A 22,985-nucleotide genomic window follows, 5' to 3' on the forward strand; every position below is an offset into this window, starting at 1 on the left:
ATTGAGGAAACCCTTAGCCTTCAATTCCACTCCTTTCAATATTTTTCAGAATTCCAAGTTTAATTATAGTTCATCACTCCTTATACTGGGAGTACTATTCTATCCCCTGCAAGCTTTCATAATCCCGCAATCCCTACCCATATGGCTAATTCAACCCGTGAATGCGTTGGTATGGTTCACGCTAGGGATCCTATCTATATTATACCTTAGACAGTTGAAAATAACGTATACCACTTCATATACAATCATATCACTGATTAGTGGAGTAGTATACATGCTAATCTATTTCACCCTGGGATCTTTTATGGGAAGCATAGGCAGAAACCCTCTCGCACTAACACCCGTATCAATAGCTATTAACACAGTTTGGGCTATAAGCATAGGATTTGGAGCTGAGTCGTTTAGAGCAGTCCTTTTAGCATTAACTAAGAGGAAGTCACTCATGATAGGACTAACGTCTCTAATGTTCACTGCAGTAATGATACCATTAATGTCCATCCCCGAAAACATGATGACGGAAAATGCGGTGAAAATGGTTGGAGGAAAATTCCCAATATTTGCCATATTCTTGATAGCAGGGATCTTCAATTACATGGGAGGACTCAATTCGGGTCTCGGATTTCTAACAGCCGCAATGCTAGGTAAAACCCTAATACCTGTGTTGCCTAATTTGAACTGGATAGAAGCTTCATTTACAGCTATAATAGCTGTAATTACAGTCTACATAGTTGCCTCGAGGAGCTTTCCTTCAGTGGCAAGTGATATGGAGCGCTCCGATTACGGTAAGCTGATTCTAGGGCTTGTTTTCGTCGGCCTGATATGGCTTAGTAATGGTTTACTTGGATATCAAGTCGTTGTAGTAACGAGCGGTAGCATGAGGCCTGGGATCGATGTAGGTGACCTAGCGATAGTTAAGCTATCTCAAAGCGACTATTCTGCTGGAGATGTTATCCTCTTTAGAATGAATAATGGATATGTGTTACATAGAATACATGATGTAAGTAAGGTAGATGGAGCAACGTATATTCATACAATAGGAGATGCTAACGGAGAAGTTGATCCGTGGGAAGTGAGTTCGAACCAAGTTGTTGGCAATATGATTTTCAAGGTACCAAAGCTTGGCTGGCTAACTATATGGTTTAAGAATTTAGCTTCGAGGTTTGCCTAACACGTAATAATAATGCTATAAATATATTTATAATGGTTAAATGATAAGTTTTATTAACCATATATTCGGAGGAGCGCATAATTGAATAAATATATTCGAAATTCGATTCTAGGCATTGTCCTAGTAATTACAATCACCTCGTTACTCATGATATCTCAAGGTACAAATGCACAACAAGAAGCACAAACAGTAAGAGTAGACGTAGGAACATATCCAATAGATCTACCTGTAATTGTTGATGGGGTAATATACACTCCCAGTAAGACAGGTAGACCAGTCTTCTACTGGGACATAGGTAGCGTACACACAATTAGAATAGTGGAACCTGTGTACTACGCTGCACCTGGTGCCCGTGTAGTATTTAAAGGATGGAACACCGGTGACACAGGAAAACAACTAACGATAAACGTAACTAGAACAATCTCAATCATAGGCTTATACCAGCGCCAATACTTCATCGAGGTAACCTCAACATACGGCAACCCTACAGGCTCAGGGTGGTATTCTGAGGGAGCAAGAGTCAATATGAGTGTGGAAAAGATATTTCCACTAGATCTAGGAGTCAGAGCTGTATTCAAACAATGGACAGGTGGAATAACACCTGAAAATCCTACCAACTTTGTATATGCATTCGCACCAACTACTATTAAAGCACAATGGACCATAGAATACTATGTAAACCTAACCTCCAACGTGAATGCTAGTCTATCTGGTTCAGGATGGTATGAGAAAGGGAAGGTTATCAGAATAAATGCTCAAGACAAAGTTAACAAGGACGATAATACGCAATACAGATTTTCTGACTGGAAAGTAGTTAAGGGGAACATAGTTCTCGATTCGCCTAATAAAAGACAGCAGCTCATATCAGTAAACGAGCCTGTAATGCTGGAAGCCGAATATGACACATACTATTTAGTTAAAGTGCTTTCACCGTATGGAGCACCACAGCCCCCCGAATACTATAAGAAAGGATCACAAATTCTAATCAACCTAGAGTCTCCAGCTGAGATCAATTCTGGTGTAAGGAAGATCTTCGTGAAATGGAATACTGGAAGTAAAGCATTACCGTTGAAGATAACTGTAGATAAACCGTTGACATTGGCAGCTATATGGAAGACACAGTACAAGCTAGTTATTGATTCTAAAGTACCAGCTGTATCAGGTGATGGATGGTATGATGAGAACAGTAAGGCCAAGATCACAGCATACGAGAGTGCCCCATCGAAATTCGGTTCTAAATACTTGTTCAAGGGGTGGCAGGGAGATTATAAGAGCCTATCAACAACAGGAACTGTTCTAATGGATTCACCCAAGCATATTGTAGCAGTTTGGGAGAAAAGCTATGCAGGAACCTATGTAAGTATAATAATAGCGGTAGCAGTGATACTGGGATTCTACTATGGATACAAGAGATTTCTATTGCCACGGATTACTAAGCATAACGAGGAAATTGAGCCGGTAGAATAGTGAATCATGTACTCATATCTCCTAGCATCCTTGAACCAATTGTGTATCCTTTTTCTGTGAGCCTATAAAGCTTTAGATTGTTTCTAACATAAGCTACTTCTATGAAGCCAGCTGCAACCAATCCTTCAAGGTATTTGATAACATTTTTATGATTCATGTTCACATTTCTAGCTATCCTTCTCACTGTAAATAAATCAGTTTTTCTATGGTTGTTCATGAATTCTATTATTCTAAGGTAAGGGGTACCCTTGAATAACTCTATTACTGCAAGTAAGCATGATAATACATGCGTCTCCTTACGGCGCGCGTTTTCAGGAGCCGCTGTCTCATTACATGTAACGTTTAAGTCTATAGTGTTCAAAATTATTACCCCTATGATCGTATATACACGCTAGGACTAAATAAATCATATATAAAATATGTTAATATACATAAACAACTTATATATTGTTAATATATAAAAATTATTCATCTATTGAGAACTTGGGAGAAAAGTTTAAAACGAACAGTCAATTAAAAGAATTCTATCAATGCTAGCACAATCATTCCTTCATCCAAACTTGTACTCTCAAGATCTTGCTTAAGAAAAATTACAAGAATATTGGGAATACGAACTAAATACATTGTATTACTAATCATATCGCTCATCTATTGAAAACACAGACATACATCAATAAACTAGAGGGGGATGACAGAGTCACAAGTTAACAACAGTATTACATTAACTAATATCTTACAGGTAGGTTAAAGAAAGAATACAATAATGGAGACTGAAATATATAGAAACGAACTAGGATGATTTTACTTCAGGCTTCAATATAATGTAGAGATAATAGATTGCTGATCCAATAAGGAAGGTCATAAACCCTGTCGTTAACATCATCACTCCCCGCAGTGTTGCCAGTTGGTTAACGTTTTCTAGAGATAACACTTGAGCTAATACAGGAACCAAGTTCTTAGGAACTATCGCTAAGACCCTGGGATCCGTTAGATCCGCAATGAAATATGGGTATTGGCTAAATGCATTTAGATACTCGCCTATTAAAACAGTAAACAGTGCAATCCCTCCGCCAAATAACATCCACTTACTGATTCCAGCATCCAATGATCCTTTTCTAATAGCGTTATATGCTCCGATGATGATCACGAACTGAATTGCTACAAGGATCACCTTGAATATAAATAGCCAGCTCATGTCATAGTGTACTATTCCATCTCCTACCTTCCATCCTAGATTAGCGAAAATGTTGTTAAACTTGTATGCAACATTTTGAAGTGAAAACGCGTACCATAGCCCTAGGAACGCCATTATTATTAGGCCAAGTAATACATATGGTACTGTTTTCTTAACGAATAATAGAGAAACTCTCTTCATTTCTTCATCGCTTGATTTTACGTATCTATAAGCATATGCTGATGCCAACGCAAATGTCCCAGCAGTAAGAGCTCCTATAATACTCTTCAGATATAATGGTGGTAACGTGGGATTAGCGAGAGCCTTCATTAAATCGAGCCTAGGTACACCGTCTTCGAAGTATAATCCTTGTGGAGTGTTAAGGAAGGCGAAAACAGCTCTAAAACCGAGAGGTATCAGTAAAAACGTCAATGCCATAAAGAACCCTATACTCAAATGAGTACTAGGAGCCCACCTATCCCAGCCATAGTAGAATGCTGCTATAGTGAAGAAATTGAGAACTATAGACAATATTGCTATGGCAAATGGTGACATTGCTATATTACCGGCCAGTCCTATGAAACCAGGATAAAAACTCAGTAGGAACACGGTGAAAGCAGTAGCAAATACTCCGGCTAGAGCATAAGTTGCCGCAAGCATCCTAGTTAATTCTCTTGCAACACGCTCTAACCCCTTATCATCCTCCTTAAGCGACCTCCACCTAAGATACGGTGCAAGTATTCCAAGTGTTATGCCCATGTTGACAAGGACGATGTGGAACCCGAAGACAAAGGCCAGCCAGAATACAGACTCCATCACTTGGCCAGCACCTCCTTACTACTAGGTACCCACAGTATTCTCCACACTGCATATACTAGTATTGTTAACATTGCAACGAAGTAAAGCGCTACTAACACCACCTCCCATACGGGGGCAGGGTTAAATGTATGGGCTACATCAGGTGTCATAATACCATATATAGTCCATGGTTTTCTACCGATCTCTCTGACTGCCCAACCAAGATATGATACTAGTTGGACTACAATTATACCTACTAGTCCAAGCTTATATAACCACCTAGATGTCCTTGTCTCTTTATTTCTCCACGCATAATAAGCTATTCCGAGTCCATAGAATCCTAATAGTATTGCTAGAAATATCTTAGTATAATAGAGGTAGTGAACTAGTATAGGCGGTTTGCATGTATGGATTGCTGGATTCGTGGCTGCCTTGAATTGGCAATAATTGGGATCAATAGTATCATAGTTTGGCATGTGAGCATTCGTAGAACCGTAAGCTAGGAACTCCATGAACTTGTCCAGATGGAATGTACGGGTTATACTAAAGTGCTGAGTTGTCACTCCTTCTATAGCAGAGAGTTTCTCTGGATTGTAGTGTGCAATAACTGACCCCATTTCGTGGCCGAATACGAAGCCTTGGAGTGCTATGGCTATTACAGCAAAATATGCTGAATACTTCAGAAACTTCTTAGCATATTTCTTGTATTCCCCGTTTTCTATTTTGCCTGTAAGCCTGAACGCGTAGACTCCCATAACAGTGAAGCTAGACGTGGTTAACGCAGCTCCTATAGCATGCATAATGCTTGCTGCATACACTGGGGACTCGAACGTGACCTTATAGACTCCTTCACGGTCAATCGTGTTGGTGAGTATCTTATCTACTATTACCTTTACAGGAGTATTTAGCAAATTATTCAATTGATCCTGACTCATATGAGATACTGTTGTCTTGTTTACAACTATCATTAGGATACTATCCTTGACTCTCACACCATGCCAGGATTCCCACGCCAGTCTTTGAACTATTCTTACAGGCATTTGAACCACGATGCTGTCCTGCGTTGCTCCAGAAACGGTCATGCCTAATTTCATTAGTGTCGTTATATTCAATAATGGTACCATGTCGTCGGGGACGTAGAGGTCTAGCTTCGGGTATCCCTGTGAATATAACCATTGACCGGTAGCCGGGTCATATGCTGGGTGTATACCAGTTGGAGCCACCATATACGCATTAACACTCACTATCTGCGTCCCAGAGAACCATGCACCGCTGAATGCTAAGAGAGCTACTATAACTAGTGCCCATGGTTTAAACCTATTCCACCCGTAGTAGAGCATGTAAACGAATATTACTTCCATCATGAAGGCGAAGATTTCAACATATAAAGGGAAGTAGATATATCTTCCAGCAGCCTCTGTTAGGTTGGGCCATAATAGTAGTAACCCGAACTCTGCCCCTGTACCTGTAGCTGCTCCAACTGCAAATACTAGTATGAATCCTTTCGTTAGTGTTAGCGCTATCTTCTTCCATGTTTCATCTTTCTTTATCGCGTATATTACTAGTGATATGAATGCCATGAACGGTAGTCCGAGGACGTACTGGAGAATTGCCCAGTGGACTTCAATCCCTATCATTGATAAGACTCTATCGGAAGCTGCAGGATAGCTTAGCCATTGGCCTATAACCACGAGTTACACCTCTCCTTTATAACTCTTGGTATAGAAAGCTCTGTTTATAATATATGGCATGGCGGTTATATATAAAAATTGTTATATGGTAAAATTATTTTATTTTAATATAAACTCTGAAATAATGTTATTAGTTAATACAATATATAAAGTTAAAAATTCTTACAAACAACAGTAAAACCTCTAAGCAGCCAAGAATCATTCATGTACTTGCACTTGGAAAGCTCCTCAGCTTCTAACAATACATCTTCTCTTAAATCATACGTCATACCACAATAATTAAACACGGAATCAATCACGTCAAGTATCCTAATCCTAGGGTTAACCCAAGCTAAATTACCTGGGTTATACTTAACAGGATCAACTCGCCCTCCCTTACTAGGATCCCCTGGAAAAACTAGAACCTCTCTCATGAGATCTATGTCAGAGGATACAAGCATGGTCCCATGAAATAACCATCCAAGCCTATCAGAATATGAAGCTGCACCAGAGACCTTATACCTCTCCACAATAACATCATTACCGTTTCTGATACCAGCTGAAAAGCCGAGATCACTGAGAACGCTAGTTAGGAGTGATAGGCCCTCATTCATTATACTCGAAACACTAGTAAACCCCGATGCACTATGGTAAATAGAGAAGTTCATGTTGCCAAAATCATGGAAAACCGTTCCACCCCCCGAGATCCTCCTGGTAACAGGAATGCCATGTTCCTTAACTGCCTCCAGATTTACATCCTTCTCAATATTAGAGAATCTTCCTAGGACAATAACAGGAGGGTCAATCCATATTCTGAGCAAAGGTGAAGGCAGAATACCTTTCTTCACAGAATAAACTAATACCTCCTCTAATGCAATATTAGTTAAAGGACTCCTGCTGACGCTTTCCCTATCTACTATACATGAGTACAAGGTATTCTTTGTCATGGCCTGAAGAATCCTCTCTCAACTAGCAGCATAGCCTCTTCTATCTCAATGGGCTCATATGAAGCTGGCACAGCGGGTAGGCCCATTAGATTGGAGAACGATGTAATAATCGAGTTAATGAGATCTGGTATCCCAGCCCTGTATCCTAGGTCAAGTATACCTCCAACGAGACTGTTGACCTCCTCTAAAGATGACCCTGTCTTGATCAATTTAACCCAGTTAAGCGGGTTGAAATGGAGCATTATTGAGCCATGCTGTAGTAATCCATTCTTACTCCTATACTGAGCGCTTCCCGATATTTTCCTCCCATCTAAAACTATATCTGCAAACCCTTTCTTTAGAAGGCAGATATTCTCCTCCCTATTCATACCCAAGAAACCTTGCGGAGACGCTGGAATGCCTAGGGAGACCAGTGCTTCTATTAATGCTTCCGCTATCATGGACGATGACTCTTCCACGCTTGTCTGGTAGAGGTTTGACGATGGAGGTACTAAAAGGGAATACGTTATCTCCCCATATGTTTCGTGAATAAGAGCAGCCCCTCCTGTCGGGCGCTTAACTACTATATATCCTAGTTTATTCGCTTCACTTAAATCTACAACAGCATCTACTTCTTGCCTTCTGCCTATTGATATCCCGCTAGGGAGCCACTGATAGATCCTTAATACTGCTTCTCCCCTACGAGGCCTTGTCCTTAGGAGAGTGTAATCTAGAGCCATGTTCACTAAAGGATGCCTAGGCCCATCTATTATAATAGTCAAACTCTTCAACTAGGGTTCCTCGCCTTAAAATAGGCTTCTCTAGCTTTATACGATGTCCTTGCAAGCGGATGTGATAAAACATACTTGAACCCGAGCTTATAACCTAGCTTCTCTATTTCCTTGAACTCCTCCAGTTTATAGTACCTCCTAACTGGAACCTGTGCCTCACTAGGCCTCAAATACTGGGATACAACTAACACGTCAACACCGGCGTTCCTTAGATCCTTCATGGCTTCAACTATCTCACTCCACTCCTCTCCGAAGCCGAGGAGGAGGCTCGACTTTGTGACTAAATTCCTCCTATACCTTTTAGCGTACCTTAAAACCATAAGGCTCCTCTCATAGGAGGCCCTCGGGTCTCTTACAGTTCTACTAAGCCTTTTAACAGTCTCAATATTGTGAGCCAAAACATTAGGCTCTACATCCAATACTTTCTCCAGTAAACCCAGGTTCCCGCCAAAATCAGGTATCAAAACCTCTATTTTCGCTTCAGGAAGGAGTTTCCTAACCCACAAGATCGTATCCGCGTATTGGGACGCACCACCATCAGGCAGATCGTCTCTTGTAACACTAGTTACAACAATATAATCCAACCCCATCTCCTTCGCAGCTTCTGCAACCCTCCTAGGTTCAGCAGGATCCGGGGGCAATGGCTTACCTTTCCGTACATAGCAGAATCTGCAGGATCTAGTACATATATCACCAAGTATTAGAAATGTCGCTGTCCCTGATCCCCAGCATTGAGTGATATTGGGGCATAGGCTTTGCTCGCATACTGTTTGCACATCGTGTTTCTCCAGTATTCTAGCGACACGTATATACTCAGGTGTAATTGTCATGTGAACCCTGTATTTGCCAGGGTTATCTGCTTCTCCGACCAAGACTTCACTCCTCTCTAATGCTCATAAGGATGGTGTCAGGCCTGATTTTATCTCCCTTAGAAACATACACTTTATTTACAATTCCATTTATAGGAGAATCGATGGCTATTACAGCCTTCTCTATCTCTACATCTATAAGTGTGTCACCCTGCTCTACCCTGTCCCCCTCCTTCTTGTAGACCTCGACTACAATGCCAGTCCAGTCACTCCTCCTAGGCCATAGCTCTCTTGGAACAATAATGTTTGCAGCCATCCTTCTCCCTCCAGCATTAGACTTGTAGATGTGTATATGTTATTATAATATTCTCTCTAGATCCTCCTCCACGCTAGGAGGGCTAATACAAACCCTATGGCCGAGAAGTAGACTAGATAGTGTGGTGAGTAGTGAAGGATTACAAGTCCACCTGTGATATCCCCCGTTATAGCTCCGAGATTAACGGCTACAGGCTGGTAACGTATCTTATTTGGGTCACTCTTCATTGCAAGGGCTGCTGATTCGACATCGAACAATCCCATAAGCATATACACTGTAGTGTATATGGAGATGAATGCGAGGGGAGCATAGATACTCTTACCCAATAGCAACGCGATTGCTATACCAGCAAAAGATGCAAGCGTCATTACAGTTTTACCGTTTCCAGCTTTATCAGCTACATAAGCCATTATAGTATATCCAGCCAAACCTAGTGCTACTGCAGTGAAAACCGTTTGGGATCCAACTGTTCTAGCTGCTATCGGAGGTATCTGAACCATCATGCTGTCGAGACCCATTTTGAAAATGAGAGATGATATCAGAATACCTCCAAGGCTCACACCTCCATCTAGAGCGTAGCTTATAACTCTACCATAATGCATGGGAGAAGCTTTTATTGCTCCAGCAGCCATCGCAACACCATTAGCCATTCTGGTAAGCCTATCCATCATTACATCAAGCTGGAATAAGGTTCGTTGAGGGATTAGAGGGGCCCGGGGAATAACCAGCACTCCGATACCTCCAACGGTTAACAGGAGGTAGAAGAGCATCCTAGTAAATAGTGTTCCCTCACTGGCGAGCCGGGCACTTGCGATAACCATAATTACCATGACAAGCCCTGAAGTCGACCTGAATCTAGACAGACCGCTACTCCACTGATCGGGGGGTATAATATCTGAGACTAAATTATAAATTGAGACTAGGAAGATTGCTACATTAACATTGTACAAGACGTACATCGCCATAAGTAACGCTACACTATCTACGGCGAATAGGCCTTTAAGTATAAGGGCGCTGATAATAGGGGTCGCGATCAGCGCGGTTTTGAATAACTTAATAGACTCTACTTTCGGCATTATCAGTAGAAGGCCTAGGATGAAACCTACGCTTTGCATAGACCCCACTAACCCAATAACTATAGGGTTATATCCCATATGCTGTGATACATATACTAGTACGTATGTTATCATGAACTGCCATATAGCTAGGAATACCCCAGCAAGTAGACCTAAAGCTACTATCATTTCCTTAAACTCACCTTCCCCGGGTGTTACCAATAGGGGGTTTCACAGCAGACTTGCTTATAAGGGGGCCTACATGGTTTTACAAATAGATTATAAGATCTCTCTTCTACCATGTAGTATATAACTAGGTAAGGAATGGTGGAGGGATGAATAATGTTCTACGGATTATTCTGGTTCATATACGACCCAATAGGGTTTCTTGTAACAATTCTAGCATCCACGCTAGCCTACGGTGCCTTCATAACTCTAATAGGACCGCGAATGGTAGCTGGAAGACCTAGAAGTATGGCCCAATTATCGCTTCATATGACTATAACCGCACTCCTAGTCGTACTAGGAGGATTAAGCCTCATCTACTTGACTGTATATGCCTTAGAAGAATGGGGCGGGATAGCTTGGACCATGAGCCTTCAAGGGCTACTCATACTCTACTTCGGTGTGGTTGTATTCTTTGGGCTGATACAGTATGCGCTAAGCCCGGTCATTATAAGAATATATTATAAATTGAGAGAGCCGGCTACGTCAAAAGAACTTCGTGCAGCTAGAATAGTGGAGGATCTGTCTAGGAGGGCTGGTATAGACCCCCCTAAAGTATGGATAGCTGACGTTAACGTACCCAACGCATTTGCCTTCTCCTCGTTTACGTCTCGCAATGTAGCTGTCACTTCCCCACTCCTAGATCTCCTAAGCGGGGAGGAGCTCAGCGGGGTTCTGGGCCACGAACTTGGCCATCTAAAGCACAAGGATGTACAGGTAATACTAGTATTATCACTTATACCGGTAGCCCTATATTACCTTGGAAGAGGCTTAATGTTCATGAGAGCTGGTGACAGGGAGAATAGTGGCACAACACTTGCACTAGGAGCAGCGCTAGTAGCCTTCGGAGTAATCTTCAGCTTCATAGTAAGGCACTTTAATAGGCTAAGGGAATACTTCGCCGATGCCCACTCGGCAATGCTTCACGTCAGCCAGAAACCCTTGCAAAGAGCTCTGGCAAAGATACACGTCGCCTTTGAGAACATGAAAAGCGGCGTCGGAGCTGAGGCTGCCTACTCTGCCACTGAGACTCCTGCTAAAATGCTATTAATATACGCATTGGTGGATCCTTTCATAGACTGGTTCTACGAACCCTATCGCCCGAAGCAGGTAAGCATTGCTAATATCGACGATGTTGTCGAGGAGCTTAAGAACACTAAGGTCTCAGCTATGGAGGAGCTCTTAGCAACGCACCCGCCTATACCTAAAAGACTACAATTCCTCGATGACTTAGCTATGCGTCACTTCACCTAAAACGAGCTCCTCGATTATTTCCTTGAATCCTCCCCCACTAGGACTACTAGCCACGTAAGACGCGACAACCTTAGCCTCCTCATCCGCGTTAGAAGGCACAGCAGAACTCCCCGCTGCTACAAGCATCTCAATATCATTCTTAGAATCACCAACAGCAAGCACTTCACTCCTCCTCAACCCTAAAGTCTTAGCAAGCCCGACCAAAGCCTTACCCTTACCTCCTCCAGGCGGCTGTAGATGAATAGCGAATCCGCTGTAAAGTATCCTTCCATCCCAGCCAGAATCCTCCACGATCCTCCTAGCCATCTTATAATACTTCTCACCGGAACCATCAAGTGGAACCGGGAAAGCTATATCATGGTCTCTATACCTATTCTGCCAGCTACCCTCTAATCCCAGCTCCCTTATCTTCTCCAATATCCACTCTGGAGGCCTACCTTTGCAGAGCCTTGCAATATTCCCATTATAGTATATAATACAACCGTTCTCCGCTATTACTGGGCCCAGAGCCCCAGTGTACCTAGACAAACCCATTATAACTGGGAGACTATTCCCCGAGGAGAGGGCGATAATCACACCTCGCTCCCTGGCTTCCCTTATAGCTTCCAGAGCCCCGCAGTCCAAGGGGAACTCTGTTCTACCCACTGTTATCGTTCCATCCACATCCGAAACAACTAGCTTAATCATCCTAGCCTCCTCTCGTAAATAGTCTCATATATAGGCCCCTTCCTAGTCAAAATACTCTTCTTCAACCTCACAGAAGAGACCATCATCTCCCCGAACTCAGTATCCCTATAGGATATCATGACCTTAACGAGCTTCTCAAGGTTCCTGGTACCCTTCACTCTAGCAATAGTTACATGGGGATGGAACTGTGCTCTCTCAGGCTTGAAACCAGCCCTTCTAACCCCCCTTTCCACTATCCGGTTGATCCCGATAAGCTCATCCGAGCCTTCCGTGACACCGATCCATATAACTCTAGGCCTATAAGGATTAGGGAAGCCTCCCAAGCCGACGAGTTTAGTCTTAAACTCCCCTATATCAATAGGCTCTAAAGCCTCCCTAACTATATCATCAACTCTGGATTCAGGTACTTCACCGATAAACCTTATCGTTATATGCATGTTCTCCGTTTCAACAGGCTTCATAGGTACACCGGTACTTGATATGGAGTCACGGATTCTCTCAAGCCTCCCTAGGATAAGGGGGTCATCTATATCTACTGCAATGAATACCCTAACCATTTTAGACACCAAATCAACTCCATTTTAACCAGATAATGAGGGACTAAGGGATTTAAGTGTGAAACAATAATAGTAGTTGAAACTATATATCCCTCGGAACATTAAATCCATGGGATTCACGGGTGCCGGATATGGAGGCTATCGAAGAAAGGCGGTATAATGCTTTAATAGTGCTTACAGGACTGTTCATAGCCAGCCTTACAGCCTCGAATTTCCTTGCTTCAAAGATATTCGCAATAAATATACTAGGATTAACGGTAGCTGCTCCAGCAGCCGTCTTAGCATACGCGTTGACATTCACATTCACAGACATAATAAGTGAGATCCACGGTAGGAAAGCTGCAAACCTAGTTGTGAGAATAGGATTCGCCAGCCAGCTAATAGTACTAACATACATTTGGTTTGCACTGAAACTTCCCACCGCCCCATTCTCACCAGTAAACGAGGAATCCTATAGTAGCGTCATCTTCAGCGGGTACACTATTATAACAGCGAGCCTGACCGCCTACCTAGTAAGCCAGCACCATGACGTCTGGGCATTCCATATGTGGAGAATTAAGACTAAGGGAAGAATGCTATGGCTTAGGAACAACGCTTCAACACTCGTAAGCCAGCTACTTGACACGGTTATATTCATATCACTAGCCTTCAACGTCCTCCCTGCAGTAATTGGAGGCAACCCGTTGCCATGGGATGTGATCGGTACAATTATACTAGGCCAGTATATTGTGAAGCTGGTAATAGCACTCCTAGACACACCTATAGTATACCTGGGTGTAATGATGACTAGGAACTACATTAACATACCATCGGAATCTCTAACTCCTCAAACAGGAGGATTGTTAAAGGTGGAAGAATAACCATGATAGGAGTATTCAGGGAGAATGACAAGCTAGGTAAAAGACTTATCATAATCCTAAGAGGATTCCCCTGCTCCTACGGTAAATGTACCTTCTGCCCCTTCATAGTAGAGCAGTCTCTCAACACTAATAAAGTAGTATTCGAAAACAGGGAAATCATAAGCCAAGCACTTAAAGAGAAAGAAGAGTATAAACCTGAGAGAATAGCAGTATTCAACGGAGGAAGCTTCCACGAGCTACCATATGACACTATTGAAAAGCTGGCCCCCCTAGCCAAGGATATGGTCTTCGAAATCGAGGAGAGGAGCGAGTTCATCACACTTGAATCTGTAAAAGCTCTACTAGACTACTACCATCCAGACCTCCTAGTTATGAGAATAGGCTTCGAGACGTTCCTTGAAGATATACGTGAGGGAGTCCTAAATAAGGGAATGCCTGACAGCGAGTTAAAGCGAGTAGTTCAGGTGAGGATTGAGGCGCAAAACAAGGGATGGCCTATTGAGATATGGAGCTATCTCCTCTTCGGAATGAAGGGAATCCCAGAGGAGAGTGTAAGTGAGAGTCTAAGGGCTTTCAAGAAAATATTCGATGGCGTTATAGCCGTAAGGTACAGGAAATACCTTCCAAACCACCCTGAACCTACACCCATCTCGGATAAGCTCCGAGAACTATTAAACAAAGAAGCAGACCTCGTTGACTGGGGTGGAGAAGAGTGGATGATAGGGGAAAGGAAGGGATATGCCCCGGAGTAGTCTGGAGCGGCGGCGAATACGATTGGATACCGCCTAGAGGCGAAAGACTCTACCTTAGAGGTGTCGGATGGAAATTTCTAGCCGAATGGCCCTTCAATGAAGCCCACCGTAAATTACTCGTCAATTACAGGCCCTCAAGGAAATACCGGGCAGGCCTCTTTATACCATGCTCCTATGGAAAACCCTACAGCCAAAGCTACATTCACTACTTCATCAGGAAAACAATTGCCAACTACATTAGGAAAGGCATCCTACACGAAGTCATACTCACCAATGCGGGCGTGGTGCCCCGGGAACTAGACGAACACTGGCCATACACAGCATACGACTGGAATCCAACCAAGGAAACAACAGAGATAAAAAAGTGCTACAAAAACATACTTAAGCAAAGAATAAGGGATTACCTGGGGAAATTCGGGGAATACTATGAAAGCTACATTGCATATCTAAGATGGGATAGTGACAGTTGGATGGCTCTAAAAGAAGCGTCTAAGGAACTAGGCTATACCGTACCCAACCTCGCCGCCGAAAATGTTCCTCTAATAGAGTTAGATGAACTCGACCTAGGCTTGGGATACAAGTTGGACCCGGATCTAATACTAATTACACCCACAAGCCTCAAAAACCTCGTAAATGGGCTTGAATCGATTATAGGAGAGGTAGTAAAATGACTAGAATACTGGTACTAGTCACCGGACTACCAGGTAGTGGGAAAAGCATAGTTAGTGAAGTGGCACGCGAGAAAGGAATACCAACAGTAGTTATGGGCGATGTTGTCAGGGAAGAAGCAGTAAAAAGAGGAGTAAAACTCCTCCCGGAGAACCTATCTATAATAGCCAATGATTTAAGGGAAAAATATGGGAAAGCAGCAATTGCATTGTTTACAACGGATAAGATAAGGAGGAACCATGCATCCTCGGCAGTAGTAGTTGTAGACGGTGTAAGGAGCTTAGATGAAGTAGCTGTTTTCGAGGAACTAGGCAATGTATGCATTATAGCAGTACACGCCAGTCCCACCAGAAGATTTGAGAGAATAAGGCAGAGGGGTAGGCCTGGTGATCCTAACGACTGGGCCCAGTTCTTAGGCAGAGACCTGGTTGAACTGTCGTGGGGGATAGGAAACGTTATAGCCCTCGCTGACTACATCGTCGTAAACGAGTCATCAAAGGATGACACAAGGATGCAATCCGAGAGAGTGATAATGGAGGTACTGGATAATGGAGGTAGAGGTTGCAGCAGAGGCAGAGGTAAGGCCTACGGAAGACGCTGAGAGAGTCAGGGAAGCTCTCGACAATATTTTCGACGGTCAAGCGAGTATAGAGGGGGGCATGGTTAAACTAGCATGTAAAAGCCTTAGTTGCCTCTCAAAACTCCATTTGAAACTTAGGCAGCAGAGGATACTTGATACGGCACGAAGTGTGTTAAGGAAAAGCACTTATGGTGAGTACATAGAGTTTATGCTAAACAAACAGGCAGCCTATGCTGGTAAAGTTAGCTTTGTAACAGACCCTAATGAAAGTCCTATGGGTCCTATAAGGGTGCTCATAAAGCATCCAGATCCAGGGGAGGTAATAGACTGGCTGGCTCCTAGGACAAGCCATGGCAAGCCTTTATGGGAGAGGAAAATGCCCTCCTCCTAGCGGAATCCAGGTAATTTAAGCTTATTATTCTCCTATAGATATAATCATCACCCGACAATATATTCTATCGGAGGTAATAGAACATGGTTTCTCGTAAGAAAATTATCAGAGAAATTATAGGGAAATACAGAACAATCTGGTCCCTAGGAGTATCCGGGAGCCTCATGGGATGGGATCAGGAAACATATATGCCTCCAAGAGGAGTCAAGGAGCGAAGCATAGCAGGTAGCAACATTGCAGTCCTCAGACACCAGCTAATATTAAAGCCTGACTTCGTCGAACTAGTTGAAAAGGCTTCGAGGAAGCGAAATCTAAACGACGTCGAGAAAGGGATCGTGAGAGTTCTGAAGAGGGGCATAGACCAAGCTAGGAAGATCCCGCCGGAGCATATAGCCGAAGTCTCGAAAACTACTACATTAGCCCTAGAGTTCTGGAAGAAGGCAAAGGCGAATGGTGACTACGAGATATTCAAACCCTACCTGGCTAAGATAGTTGAGCTGACGAGGAAGACAGCAGACTACCTGGGATATGAGAAGCACCCATTAGACGCTCTCCTCGACCTCTACGAGGAAGGACTAACTACAAGTGATGTTGACTCTATGTTCAATAAGCTAGAGCCTGGTTTGAAAAAGGTCTATGATAAGATCATGGATGAGTACACTGTGCCTGATAAGCATCCTCTCGAGGAGGTTCGGTATAGAGCTGAATCAATGAAGAAGCTTAACAATAAAGCTTTAACCATCCTAGGATACCCTTGGGATAGAGCACGCCTAGATATTTCCGCGCATCCTTTTACGATAGGCATAGGAATAAACGACGTTAGAATAACAACGAGATATGAAGGATTAGACTTTAAGAGAAGCCTCCTTAGTACAATACACGAGTTCGGGCACGCCCTATACGAGCTGGGTGTAGACCAGAGATTCATTGCAACACCCGTTGCAGGAGGAGTTAGCCTAGGAGTACATGAGAGCCAGTCGAGATTCTGGGAGAACCAGATAGGCCGTAGTAAGGAGTTCGTCGAGTCTTTCTATCCCTATATGAAGAGGTACCTGGTATTCCTCAGAAACTATACTCCCGAAGACGTTTACCTGTACTTCAACACTGTAAGACCTAGCCTGATAAGAACAGAGGCCGACGAAGTGACCTATAATTTCCATATAATGCTAAGATATAGGCTCGAGAAGATGATGATAGAAGGATCTCTCGGTATTGAGGAACTCCCGCAGGTATGGAACGAGGAGATGGAGAGACTCCTGGGTGTAGAACCCAAGAGTCATAGTGAAGGGGTACTACAAGACATACACTGGAGCATGGGTAGCATTGGGTATTTCCCGACATACAGTATTGGAACACTATTATCAGCCCAGATCATGAGGAAGATAAGAGGGGAAATACCGGACGTCGATGAGGATGTCAGGAGGCTAAAGTTCGGGAGAATTAGGAGATGGCTCCGTGAGAACATACATAGACATGGAAGCGTCTATCCGCCAAAAGATCTTATTAGAAGAGCTCTTGGCATGGACTTGGAACCCGAGGTATACGTAGCATACCTTGAACAGAAGTACCTTAGGTAGACTAGGATAGGTTGGGGCAGGTTTTTTTGGCGAATCCCTCAGAAACCAGGCTAACCACTGTTTTTCTTACTCGGAAAATTCTTTGCGCCATACCATTCATTCTAATCTACATCTACTATGAGTACTCAAGAGCAGTGATAGTACACTTCGACAAAACAGTCACCTATAGATTCCTAATCTCCTTCGAGGAGAAACTATTCCATCAGCCGCTTACAATAATATTCCTCTCCCACCGAAATATAATAGCAGACTACACATCCATTGTAATATACGCCCTGCATCCCGTTTACCTAGTCCTATACGCTCTTGTTTTACTGTTTTTCCCGCGTGATAGTAGAGAATACACTAGGTTCACCCTAGAGTTCACACTCGCCAGCGCTATAGGGGTCACAGTATTCTACCTAGTTCCAGTTGCCCCGCCTTGGATAGCTATACCTGGAGTTACCCGACTCCCCAACCCGTTAGTAATGGCGGTATCAGCAATATTACACAGGCAATACTATGACCCCAATCCATACGCTGCCCTCCCAAGTCTACATGTCGGGCTAACAGTGATATTCGTTGCGAGCATATACAGGCTTACTAGGTCTAGGAAATCACTATATATAGGTGGAGTATTCTCCGGGCTAATGGCGTTCTCTGTACTTTATACTGGTAACCACTATCTCATCGATATCATAGCAGGCTACTTAGTAGGATTATTCACCGTCTGGGGTGTAGGGCAGATATACAGGAAGTATGGTGAATGGTTGAATAGAGTGTCAGAAAAGTGTGGCGGTAGTATTGGTAGAGTATCATTCAAGCTCTGGAAACCCAAATCGAATGTGACGACAGCGCTTTGAGTTCTATACACCTCAAATCTAACCGTGACGTTCACCTCATCGGTAGACTCGAATGATACGGTGACACGGCTGGGGTATCCTAGCAGGCTTGATTCACCTGCTGGATATAATGCCGTCTGGAAAGGTATGACGAAAAGCTCTTCCTCAACGTTAGTGACAACATCCTCCCATGCAAGCCTATCGTGAAGTATCATAAGCTTGACATCCACATACGATACATTAGAGCTACCCCGGAAGTAGATGACTCCGAAATAGCTTCCAGACTCGTTGGAGACGAACTGATAGTCATTGATCTCCACAGGTATAAGCCCGCTACTCCTATACGAGTGATGGGTCTCATTCAACACTAACTCGGGTTCCACGGAAATGGGAGGTAATGGCTGTATACTACCCTCCCAAACCATCCGGGAAACACCATCACTACCGTAAAGAGTATATCTACCAGTATCATCTAATATGAACTCGAAATTCACACTCGAGTACTCTTTGAGAATCAAGCTAGGGTAAAGAATCACTTTACCAGAGTACGACCCTATACTCAGAGTTATGTTGCTTATAGGTATTATAGATGCTCCCTGGTTAACCATATTTCCAGCACATATAATAGAGGAATCGTTCGTTGGAGAGCAGAAACCGTAAACCTCGAACACAGGATTCTCAGTACCGCTATTTCCTTCCCTGCCAGTAAAGTAAACAGCGGCAGCTACCGTTACAAGTGTAGTTAACAGTAAAGCGGTAATATAGAGTCTCCAACCCGTCGAACCCACCTTCCAAACTCACCCCAATATAGTGGGAGAAACGCTATCTCCACATACCATTATTCCAGGAGGGATGTTAAGATAGATAACCTTTATTATACCCTACTCTAGAGAACTGATCTACTCCCGGGTAAAACTGTGGGGGATCACAGAATCCGGGTAATTAACGAAGTTTATCCTAGCTATCTTTTATCAATCCTACGCGGTAAAAACACTCCATTAAACGTCTTCCGTGACACCATGAAGGAACTAGGGAGGGTCCTGGCCATTGAAATAATGAACAATAGTGAATATAGCATTGAGCAAGTAGAGACGCCATTAGGAGTGGCGGAATACAAAAACCCGAAGCACTATGAGGACATTGTATTAGTCGGCATCCTCAGGGCAGCACTACCTCTAGTGGAGGGCATGATAGATGTCTATAAGAAAGCCAGAGTAGGATTCATTGGGGCGAAACGAGTAGAAGATTCCAGCAGGGAGGGAAGGGAATTCGACGTGGTAATGAATTACTATAACATTCCACCTATAGATAAGGGATCACTAGTAATTATTGCGGACCCTATGCTAGCAACTGCTTCCACAATGATAAGAGTATTGAACCTCTTAAAACCTAAAATCAGTGAGGAGACCGAGGTTATTGTAGCTAGTGTGATAGCAGCGGAATACGGGTTAGAGAGGCTGATGACCAGGCATCCATACATAAAACTATACACTGTAGCCATAGACTCTATTTTAAATGATAAAGGATATATTGTGCCTGGCTTGGGAGACGCTGGCGACAGGAGTTTCGGGTAAACAGATAATTATCTATCTACATTATGAAAACTAGAAACCTAAAACCGTCACATCTGCTAGTAAGTTGAATAATACTATTCGTATACTAGTACCTGGCAATGCCTGCATGTACTCTCAAAGCCACAATAGTATTCGTACTAACAACACCTTCAAGGCTTCTAACGTGATCTATGATCTTGTTTATATCATCTATTGATGAAGCCTTAACTATGGCTAGTATATCATATTCTCCAGTAACCTCGTAAACCCTGTCTACCAAGTCTAAACCTAGAATCCTTTCTGCTATTACAGGAGTAGGCGTAGGGGGCGCAGTCTTCACGAAAACTATAGCTATACTTTCTCCGGGAACTTTGTAGTCTATAGTAAATCTTAGTATGATGCCTTTATCTAAAAGCCTCTTTATCCTTTTCCTTACAGCTGCCTCACTAATACCCAATTCTCCGGCTATCCTATTATAAGGGGCTCTCCCATCTTTTCTTAATATATCTATTAGCCTGTAATCCTTCCCGTCCATTCTAAATTCACGCAAGATTATTCTACCAGGTTGTTTCTCTACTAATCTACGATGTTATTTAACTAATAATATAGTGTATTCAGTATCACGGGAGTTCTATGTCTCTAAAACAGATTACCTGAGAAGCATAAGATGCGCGTTACAATAAATCCTTTTAATATACTCATTCAAAGTAAACAGTGATTTCTCGAAGACGGTGATAGCTGTGATTTTAAGCGATAAAACTATAAGAGAGCTAGTCTCCAGCAGCCGCCTAATAATAGACCCGGTCAGTAGTGATACTGTTAGGGAGAACGGTGTAGACCTAAGGCTGGGAGGTATGTTCTGCCGTATGAAACGGGTTTGGAAGGTATTAGACATTAGAGAGGGAGGACTCCCCGAAGACTACTATGAATGCGGGAAATATGATTCATTCATAGTGTATCCACATGAACATATACTCCTCCACACCAGGGAATACGTTGGTTTACCGAATGATGTGGCAGGACTAGTTAACCTCCGCTCAACATTCGCTAGGCTCGGATTGTTCATACCTGCCACCGTAGTTGACGCTGGGTTCCAAGGAGAACTGACAATCGAGGTGGTTGGAGGCGAGTATCCTGTGCGCTTGTACCCGGATGAGAGGTTCATCCATCTAGTTTTAGTCAAACTCGATAGGCCTGCGGAGAAACCGTATAAAGGCAGATACCAAGGTCAAAGGGGGGTACGGCTCCCTAAGGTCTTCGAAACTGGTACATGAAGTTACACTCTGTACTTTAACATTTTATTCCACGATTTAACAATTTATTCATAATCGGTGGTATACTATGATATTCACACGACCACCAATCCTTGAAGTAGTAAGAGAACTAGGAGAAACCGAAACTCTCGGCGTAATGATCTATAAAAAGGAAGGCAAGTTAACTGTTCCAGAGGAAGCAAGAGGATATCTAAGCTCTATACTTGGAGAAGACTACTTGAATATAATGGAGAGATCAAGCTATAAAGGAGAAACCGGTGAAACTTTCATTTTCCACCGGAGCGAGAAACCCTATAAAGTCATATTCACTAGCGTAGGCAGTGTTGAGAAGCAAGATAAACTGCTATCCATGTATGAATCGCTGAGATCTGCTATAGGGGCACTCATCTCCCAAGTAGTTGATAAAGACGAGGAGGTTCGCATAATTTACACGAACCCGTTCAACATAGATTACTGTACTGCATTGAGAGAAGCATTATTCGCAGCTGGCTCTGCATCCTATGTGCTCGAAGCCTTCAAGACAGAGCCCAAGAGAAAGCTTACATCAATCAAACTAGTATACATGAATGGGAAATGCGGCAATAAGGGAAGTATCTTGGAGGAGGCAAAGATCCTCGTCGAAGGGGTCTATCTGGCGAGGGACTTCGCGAGTGCGCCGAGTAACAAGATGACTCCCGAGCACGTAGGGAAGTATGCTAAGGAATTGGAAGGCATGCTTGAGAACGTTCATGTCAGGGTAATAGGCTTTGAGGAGGCTAAGAAACTAGGAATGGGAGGCCTTGTAAGTGTTGGAAAAGGAGCGGAAGTGAAGCCAAGGCTAGTTATACTTGAATACAAGGGAGGAGAGGAAGGCCCCTATGCGATAGTCGGCAAAACACTATGCTTTGATAGCGGTGGAATATGCATAAAACCTAGCCATGGAATGGAGACAATGAGGCATGATAAAGCGGGAGGAGCAGCAGCCCTAGGAGCATTCTATTCTGCAGCGAAAATGAAGCTTCCAGTACACCTATATGCACTGCTACCAGCAGCAATGAATATGCCTGACGGCGGGGCATACAACCCGGGAGACATCGTAGAAATGTATGATGGAACCAAGGTTGAGATAATAAACACAGATGCAGAGGGACGAATGGTATTAGCAGATGCCATAGCATACGCTAGAAAAGACCTCAAAGCCAAAGAGATATTAGAATACTCTACACTGACAGGGTCAATAGTAGTAGCATTAGCACACTTATACGCTGGACTGTTCAACTGGAACAAGAATGGAGAAGAACACCTCTATAAAGCAATGGATGTAACTGGAGAAAAAGTATGGAAGATGCCTACAGACGATATATACAAGAAAGCACTGAAAAGCGATTACGCAGACCTAAAACACGTAGGGGACAGGTGGGGAGGATCAATAACCGCAGCCGTATTCCTCCAGCACTTTGCGAAAGACACCCCCTACACACACATAGACATAGCAGGAACAGCAATACCCATGGGAGGAGGGGAGAAATACCTCCCACCATACATACCCAAAGCCATATCCCCCGGATACGGGGTAAGACTATACTACGAATACCTCAAGAACAGGATAAGCAGACAATAACGGTAGATAAC

24 protein-coding genes are annotated in these 22,985 nt (G+C 43.2%); 13 read left to right on the forward strand and 11 right to left on the reverse strand.

The window, feature by feature from the left end:
- Position 1 precedes the first annotated feature (1 nt).
- Positions 2-1,168: a signal peptidase I gene (locus tag F7B60_02305; protein MCE4614351.1), complete on the forward strand. Its 1,167-nt coding sequence runs from the start codon at positions 2-4 to the stop codon at positions 1,166-1,168.
- Between the two features lie 81 nt (positions 1,169-1,249).
- Positions 1,250-2,635 carry a hypothetical protein gene (locus F7B60_02310; protein ID MCE4614352.1) on the forward strand — a complete coding sequence of 462 codons (1,386 nt, stop codon included), beginning with the start codon at positions 1,250-1,252 and terminating at the stop codon, positions 2,633-2,635.
- Positions 2,636-2,639: 4 nt separating this feature from the next.
- Here F7B60_02310 and F7B60_02315 read toward each other — a convergent pair whose 3' ends face one another.
- From F7B60_02315 to F7B60_02350, 8 genes are all read right to left on the reverse strand, one after another.
- Positions 2,640-2,996, reverse strand: coding sequence for a hypothetical protein (locus F7B60_02315; protein ID MCE4614353.1), 357 nt, complete (start codon positions 2,994-2,996; stop codon positions 2,640-2,642).
- Positions 2,997-3,425: 429 nt separating this feature from the next.
- Entirely contained in the window at positions 3,426-4,625 is a 1,200-nt protein-coding gene (locus tag F7B60_02320) for a cytochrome ubiquinol oxidase subunit I (protein ID MCE4614354.1), read from the reverse strand.
- Positions 4,625-6,298, reverse strand: coding sequence for a cytochrome ubiquinol oxidase subunit I (locus F7B60_02325; GenBank protein MCE4614355.1), 1,674 nt, complete (start codon positions 6,296-6,298; stop codon positions 4,625-4,627). The genes F7B60_02320 and F7B60_02325 overlap by 1 nt, the downstream gene beginning before the upstream one ends.
- Positions 6,299-6,450: 152 nt before the next feature.
- The gene (locus F7B60_02330; protein ID MCE4614356.1) at positions 6,451-7,224 is read right to left on the reverse strand and encodes a lipoate--protein ligase family protein; all 774 of its coding nucleotides are present in this window, start codon (positions 7,222-7,224) and stop codon (positions 6,451-6,453) included.
- Positions 7,221-7,994, reverse strand: coding sequence for a lipoate--protein ligase family protein (locus F7B60_02335; protein ID MCE4614357.1), 774 nt, complete (start codon positions 7,992-7,994; stop codon positions 7,221-7,223). Before F7B60_02335 ends, F7B60_02330 begins: the two co-directional genes overlap by 4 nt.
- Positions 7,991-8,866 (reverse strand): lipoyl synthase, encoded by an 876-nt coding sequence (lipA, locus tag F7B60_02340; protein MCE4614358.1) that lies wholly within the window; start codon positions 8,864-8,866, stop codon positions 7,991-7,993. The genes F7B60_02335 and lipA overlap by 4 nt, the downstream gene beginning before the upstream one ends.
- A gap of 4 nt (positions 8,867-8,870) precedes the next feature.
- The gene (locus F7B60_02345) at positions 8,871-9,119 is read right to left on the reverse strand and encodes a lipoyl domain-containing protein (GenBank protein MCE4614359.1); all 249 of its coding nucleotides are present in this window, start codon (positions 9,117-9,119) and stop codon (positions 8,871-8,873) included.
- Between the two features lie 56 nt (positions 9,120-9,175).
- Entirely contained in the window at positions 9,176-10,363 is a 1,188-nt protein-coding gene (locus F7B60_02350) for an MFS transporter (protein ID MCE4614360.1), read from the reverse strand.
- A gap of 153 nt (positions 10,364-10,516) precedes the next feature.
- Between F7B60_02350 and F7B60_02355 the strand changes: the two genes are divergently transcribed.
- Positions 10,517-11,653, forward strand: a complete 1,137-nt coding sequence (locus F7B60_02355; GenBank protein MCE4614361.1) for a zinc metalloprotease HtpX — start codon at positions 10,517-10,519, stop codon at positions 11,651-11,653.
- On the opposite strand, the gene F7B60_02360 is transcribed toward F7B60_02355, so the two are convergent.
- Complete coding sequence (locus F7B60_02360) at positions 11,630-12,340, reverse strand: phosphoglycolate phosphatase (GenBank protein MCE4614362.1); 711 nt, start codon at positions 12,338-12,340, stop codon at positions 11,630-11,632. The two genes, F7B60_02355 and F7B60_02360, sit on opposite strands and share 24 nt — an antisense overlap.
- On the reverse strand, positions 12,337-12,897 hold the full coding sequence (thpR, locus tag F7B60_02365; GenBank protein ID MCE4614363.1) for an RNA 2',3'-cyclic phosphodiesterase: 561 nt from the start codon (positions 12,895-12,897) through the stop codon (positions 12,337-12,339). The genes F7B60_02360 and thpR overlap by 4 nt, the downstream gene beginning before the upstream one ends.
- A 131-nt stretch (positions 12,898-13,028) precedes the next feature.
- Between thpR and F7B60_02370 the strand changes: the two genes are divergently transcribed.
- From F7B60_02370 to upp, 8 genes are all read left to right on the forward strand, one after another.
- On the forward strand, positions 13,029-13,757 hold the full coding sequence (locus F7B60_02370; GenBank protein MCE4614364.1) for a queuosine precursor transporter: 729 nt from the start codon (positions 13,029-13,031) through the stop codon (positions 13,755-13,757).
- A gap of 2 nt (positions 13,758-13,759) precedes the next feature.
- The gene (locus F7B60_02375; GenBank protein MCE4614365.1) at positions 13,760-14,509 is read left to right on the forward strand and encodes a hypothetical protein; all 750 of its coding nucleotides are present in this window, start codon (positions 13,760-13,762) and stop codon (positions 14,507-14,509) included.
- Positions 14,470-15,180: a DUF5591 domain-containing protein gene (locus F7B60_02380; protein ID MCE4614366.1), complete on the forward strand. Its 711-nt coding sequence runs from the start codon at positions 14,470-14,472 to the stop codon at positions 15,178-15,180. Before F7B60_02375 ends, F7B60_02380 begins: the two co-directional genes overlap by 40 nt.
- Positions 15,177-15,779, forward strand: a complete 603-nt coding sequence (gene fliE / locus F7B60_02385; GenBank protein ID MCE4614367.1) for a flagellar hook-basal body complex protein FliE — start codon at positions 15,177-15,179, stop codon at positions 15,777-15,779. The genes F7B60_02380 and fliE overlap by 4 nt, the downstream gene beginning before the upstream one ends.
- Entirely contained in the window at positions 15,727-16,149 is a 423-nt protein-coding gene (locus F7B60_02390; protein MCE4614368.1) for a hypothetical protein, read from the forward strand. Before fliE ends, F7B60_02390 begins: the two co-directional genes overlap by 53 nt.
- A gap of 83 nt (positions 16,150-16,232) precedes the next feature.
- Positions 16,233-17,726, forward strand: coding sequence for a carboxypeptidase M32 (locus tag F7B60_02395; GenBank protein MCE4614369.1), 1,494 nt, complete (start codon positions 16,233-16,235; stop codon positions 17,724-17,726).
- 26 nt (positions 17,727-17,752) lie between these two features.
- Entirely contained in the window at positions 17,753-18,568 is an 816-nt protein-coding gene (locus F7B60_02400; GenBank protein MCE4614370.1) for a phosphatase PAP2 family protein, read from the forward strand.
- An 896-nt stretch (positions 18,569-19,464) separates the two neighbouring features.
- Positions 19,465-20,121 carry a uracil phosphoribosyltransferase gene (upp, locus tag F7B60_02405; GenBank protein ID MCE4614371.1) on the forward strand — a complete coding sequence of 219 codons (657 nt, stop codon included), beginning with the start codon at positions 19,465-19,467 and terminating at the stop codon, positions 20,119-20,121.
- 85 nt (positions 20,122-20,206) lie between these two features.
- Here the strand turns inward: upp and F7B60_02410 are convergent, their stop codons facing one another.
- Positions 20,207-20,650, reverse strand: coding sequence for an Lrp/AsnC family transcriptional regulator (locus F7B60_02410; GenBank protein ID MCE4614372.1), 444 nt, complete (start codon positions 20,648-20,650; stop codon positions 20,207-20,209).
- 190 nt (positions 20,651-20,840) lie between these two features.
- Between F7B60_02410 and dcd the strand changes: the two genes are divergently transcribed.
- Entirely contained in the window at positions 20,841-21,374 is a 534-nt protein-coding gene (gene dcd / locus F7B60_02415) for a dCTP deaminase (GenBank protein ID MCE4614373.1), read from the forward strand.
- A 67-nt stretch (positions 21,375-21,441) separates the two neighbouring features.
- Positions 21,442-22,974, forward strand: a complete 1,533-nt coding sequence (locus tag F7B60_02420) for a leucyl aminopeptidase family protein (protein ID MCE4614374.1) — start codon at positions 21,442-21,444, stop codon at positions 22,972-22,974.
- Positions 22,975-22,985: the final 11 nt, after the last annotated feature.

Origin of the sequence: Candidatus Tiamatella incendiivivens (assembly GCA_015522635.1) — an archaeon.
GTDB lineage: Archaea > Thermoproteota > Thermoprotei_A > Sulfolobales > Acidilobaceae > Tiamatella > Tiamatella incendiivivens.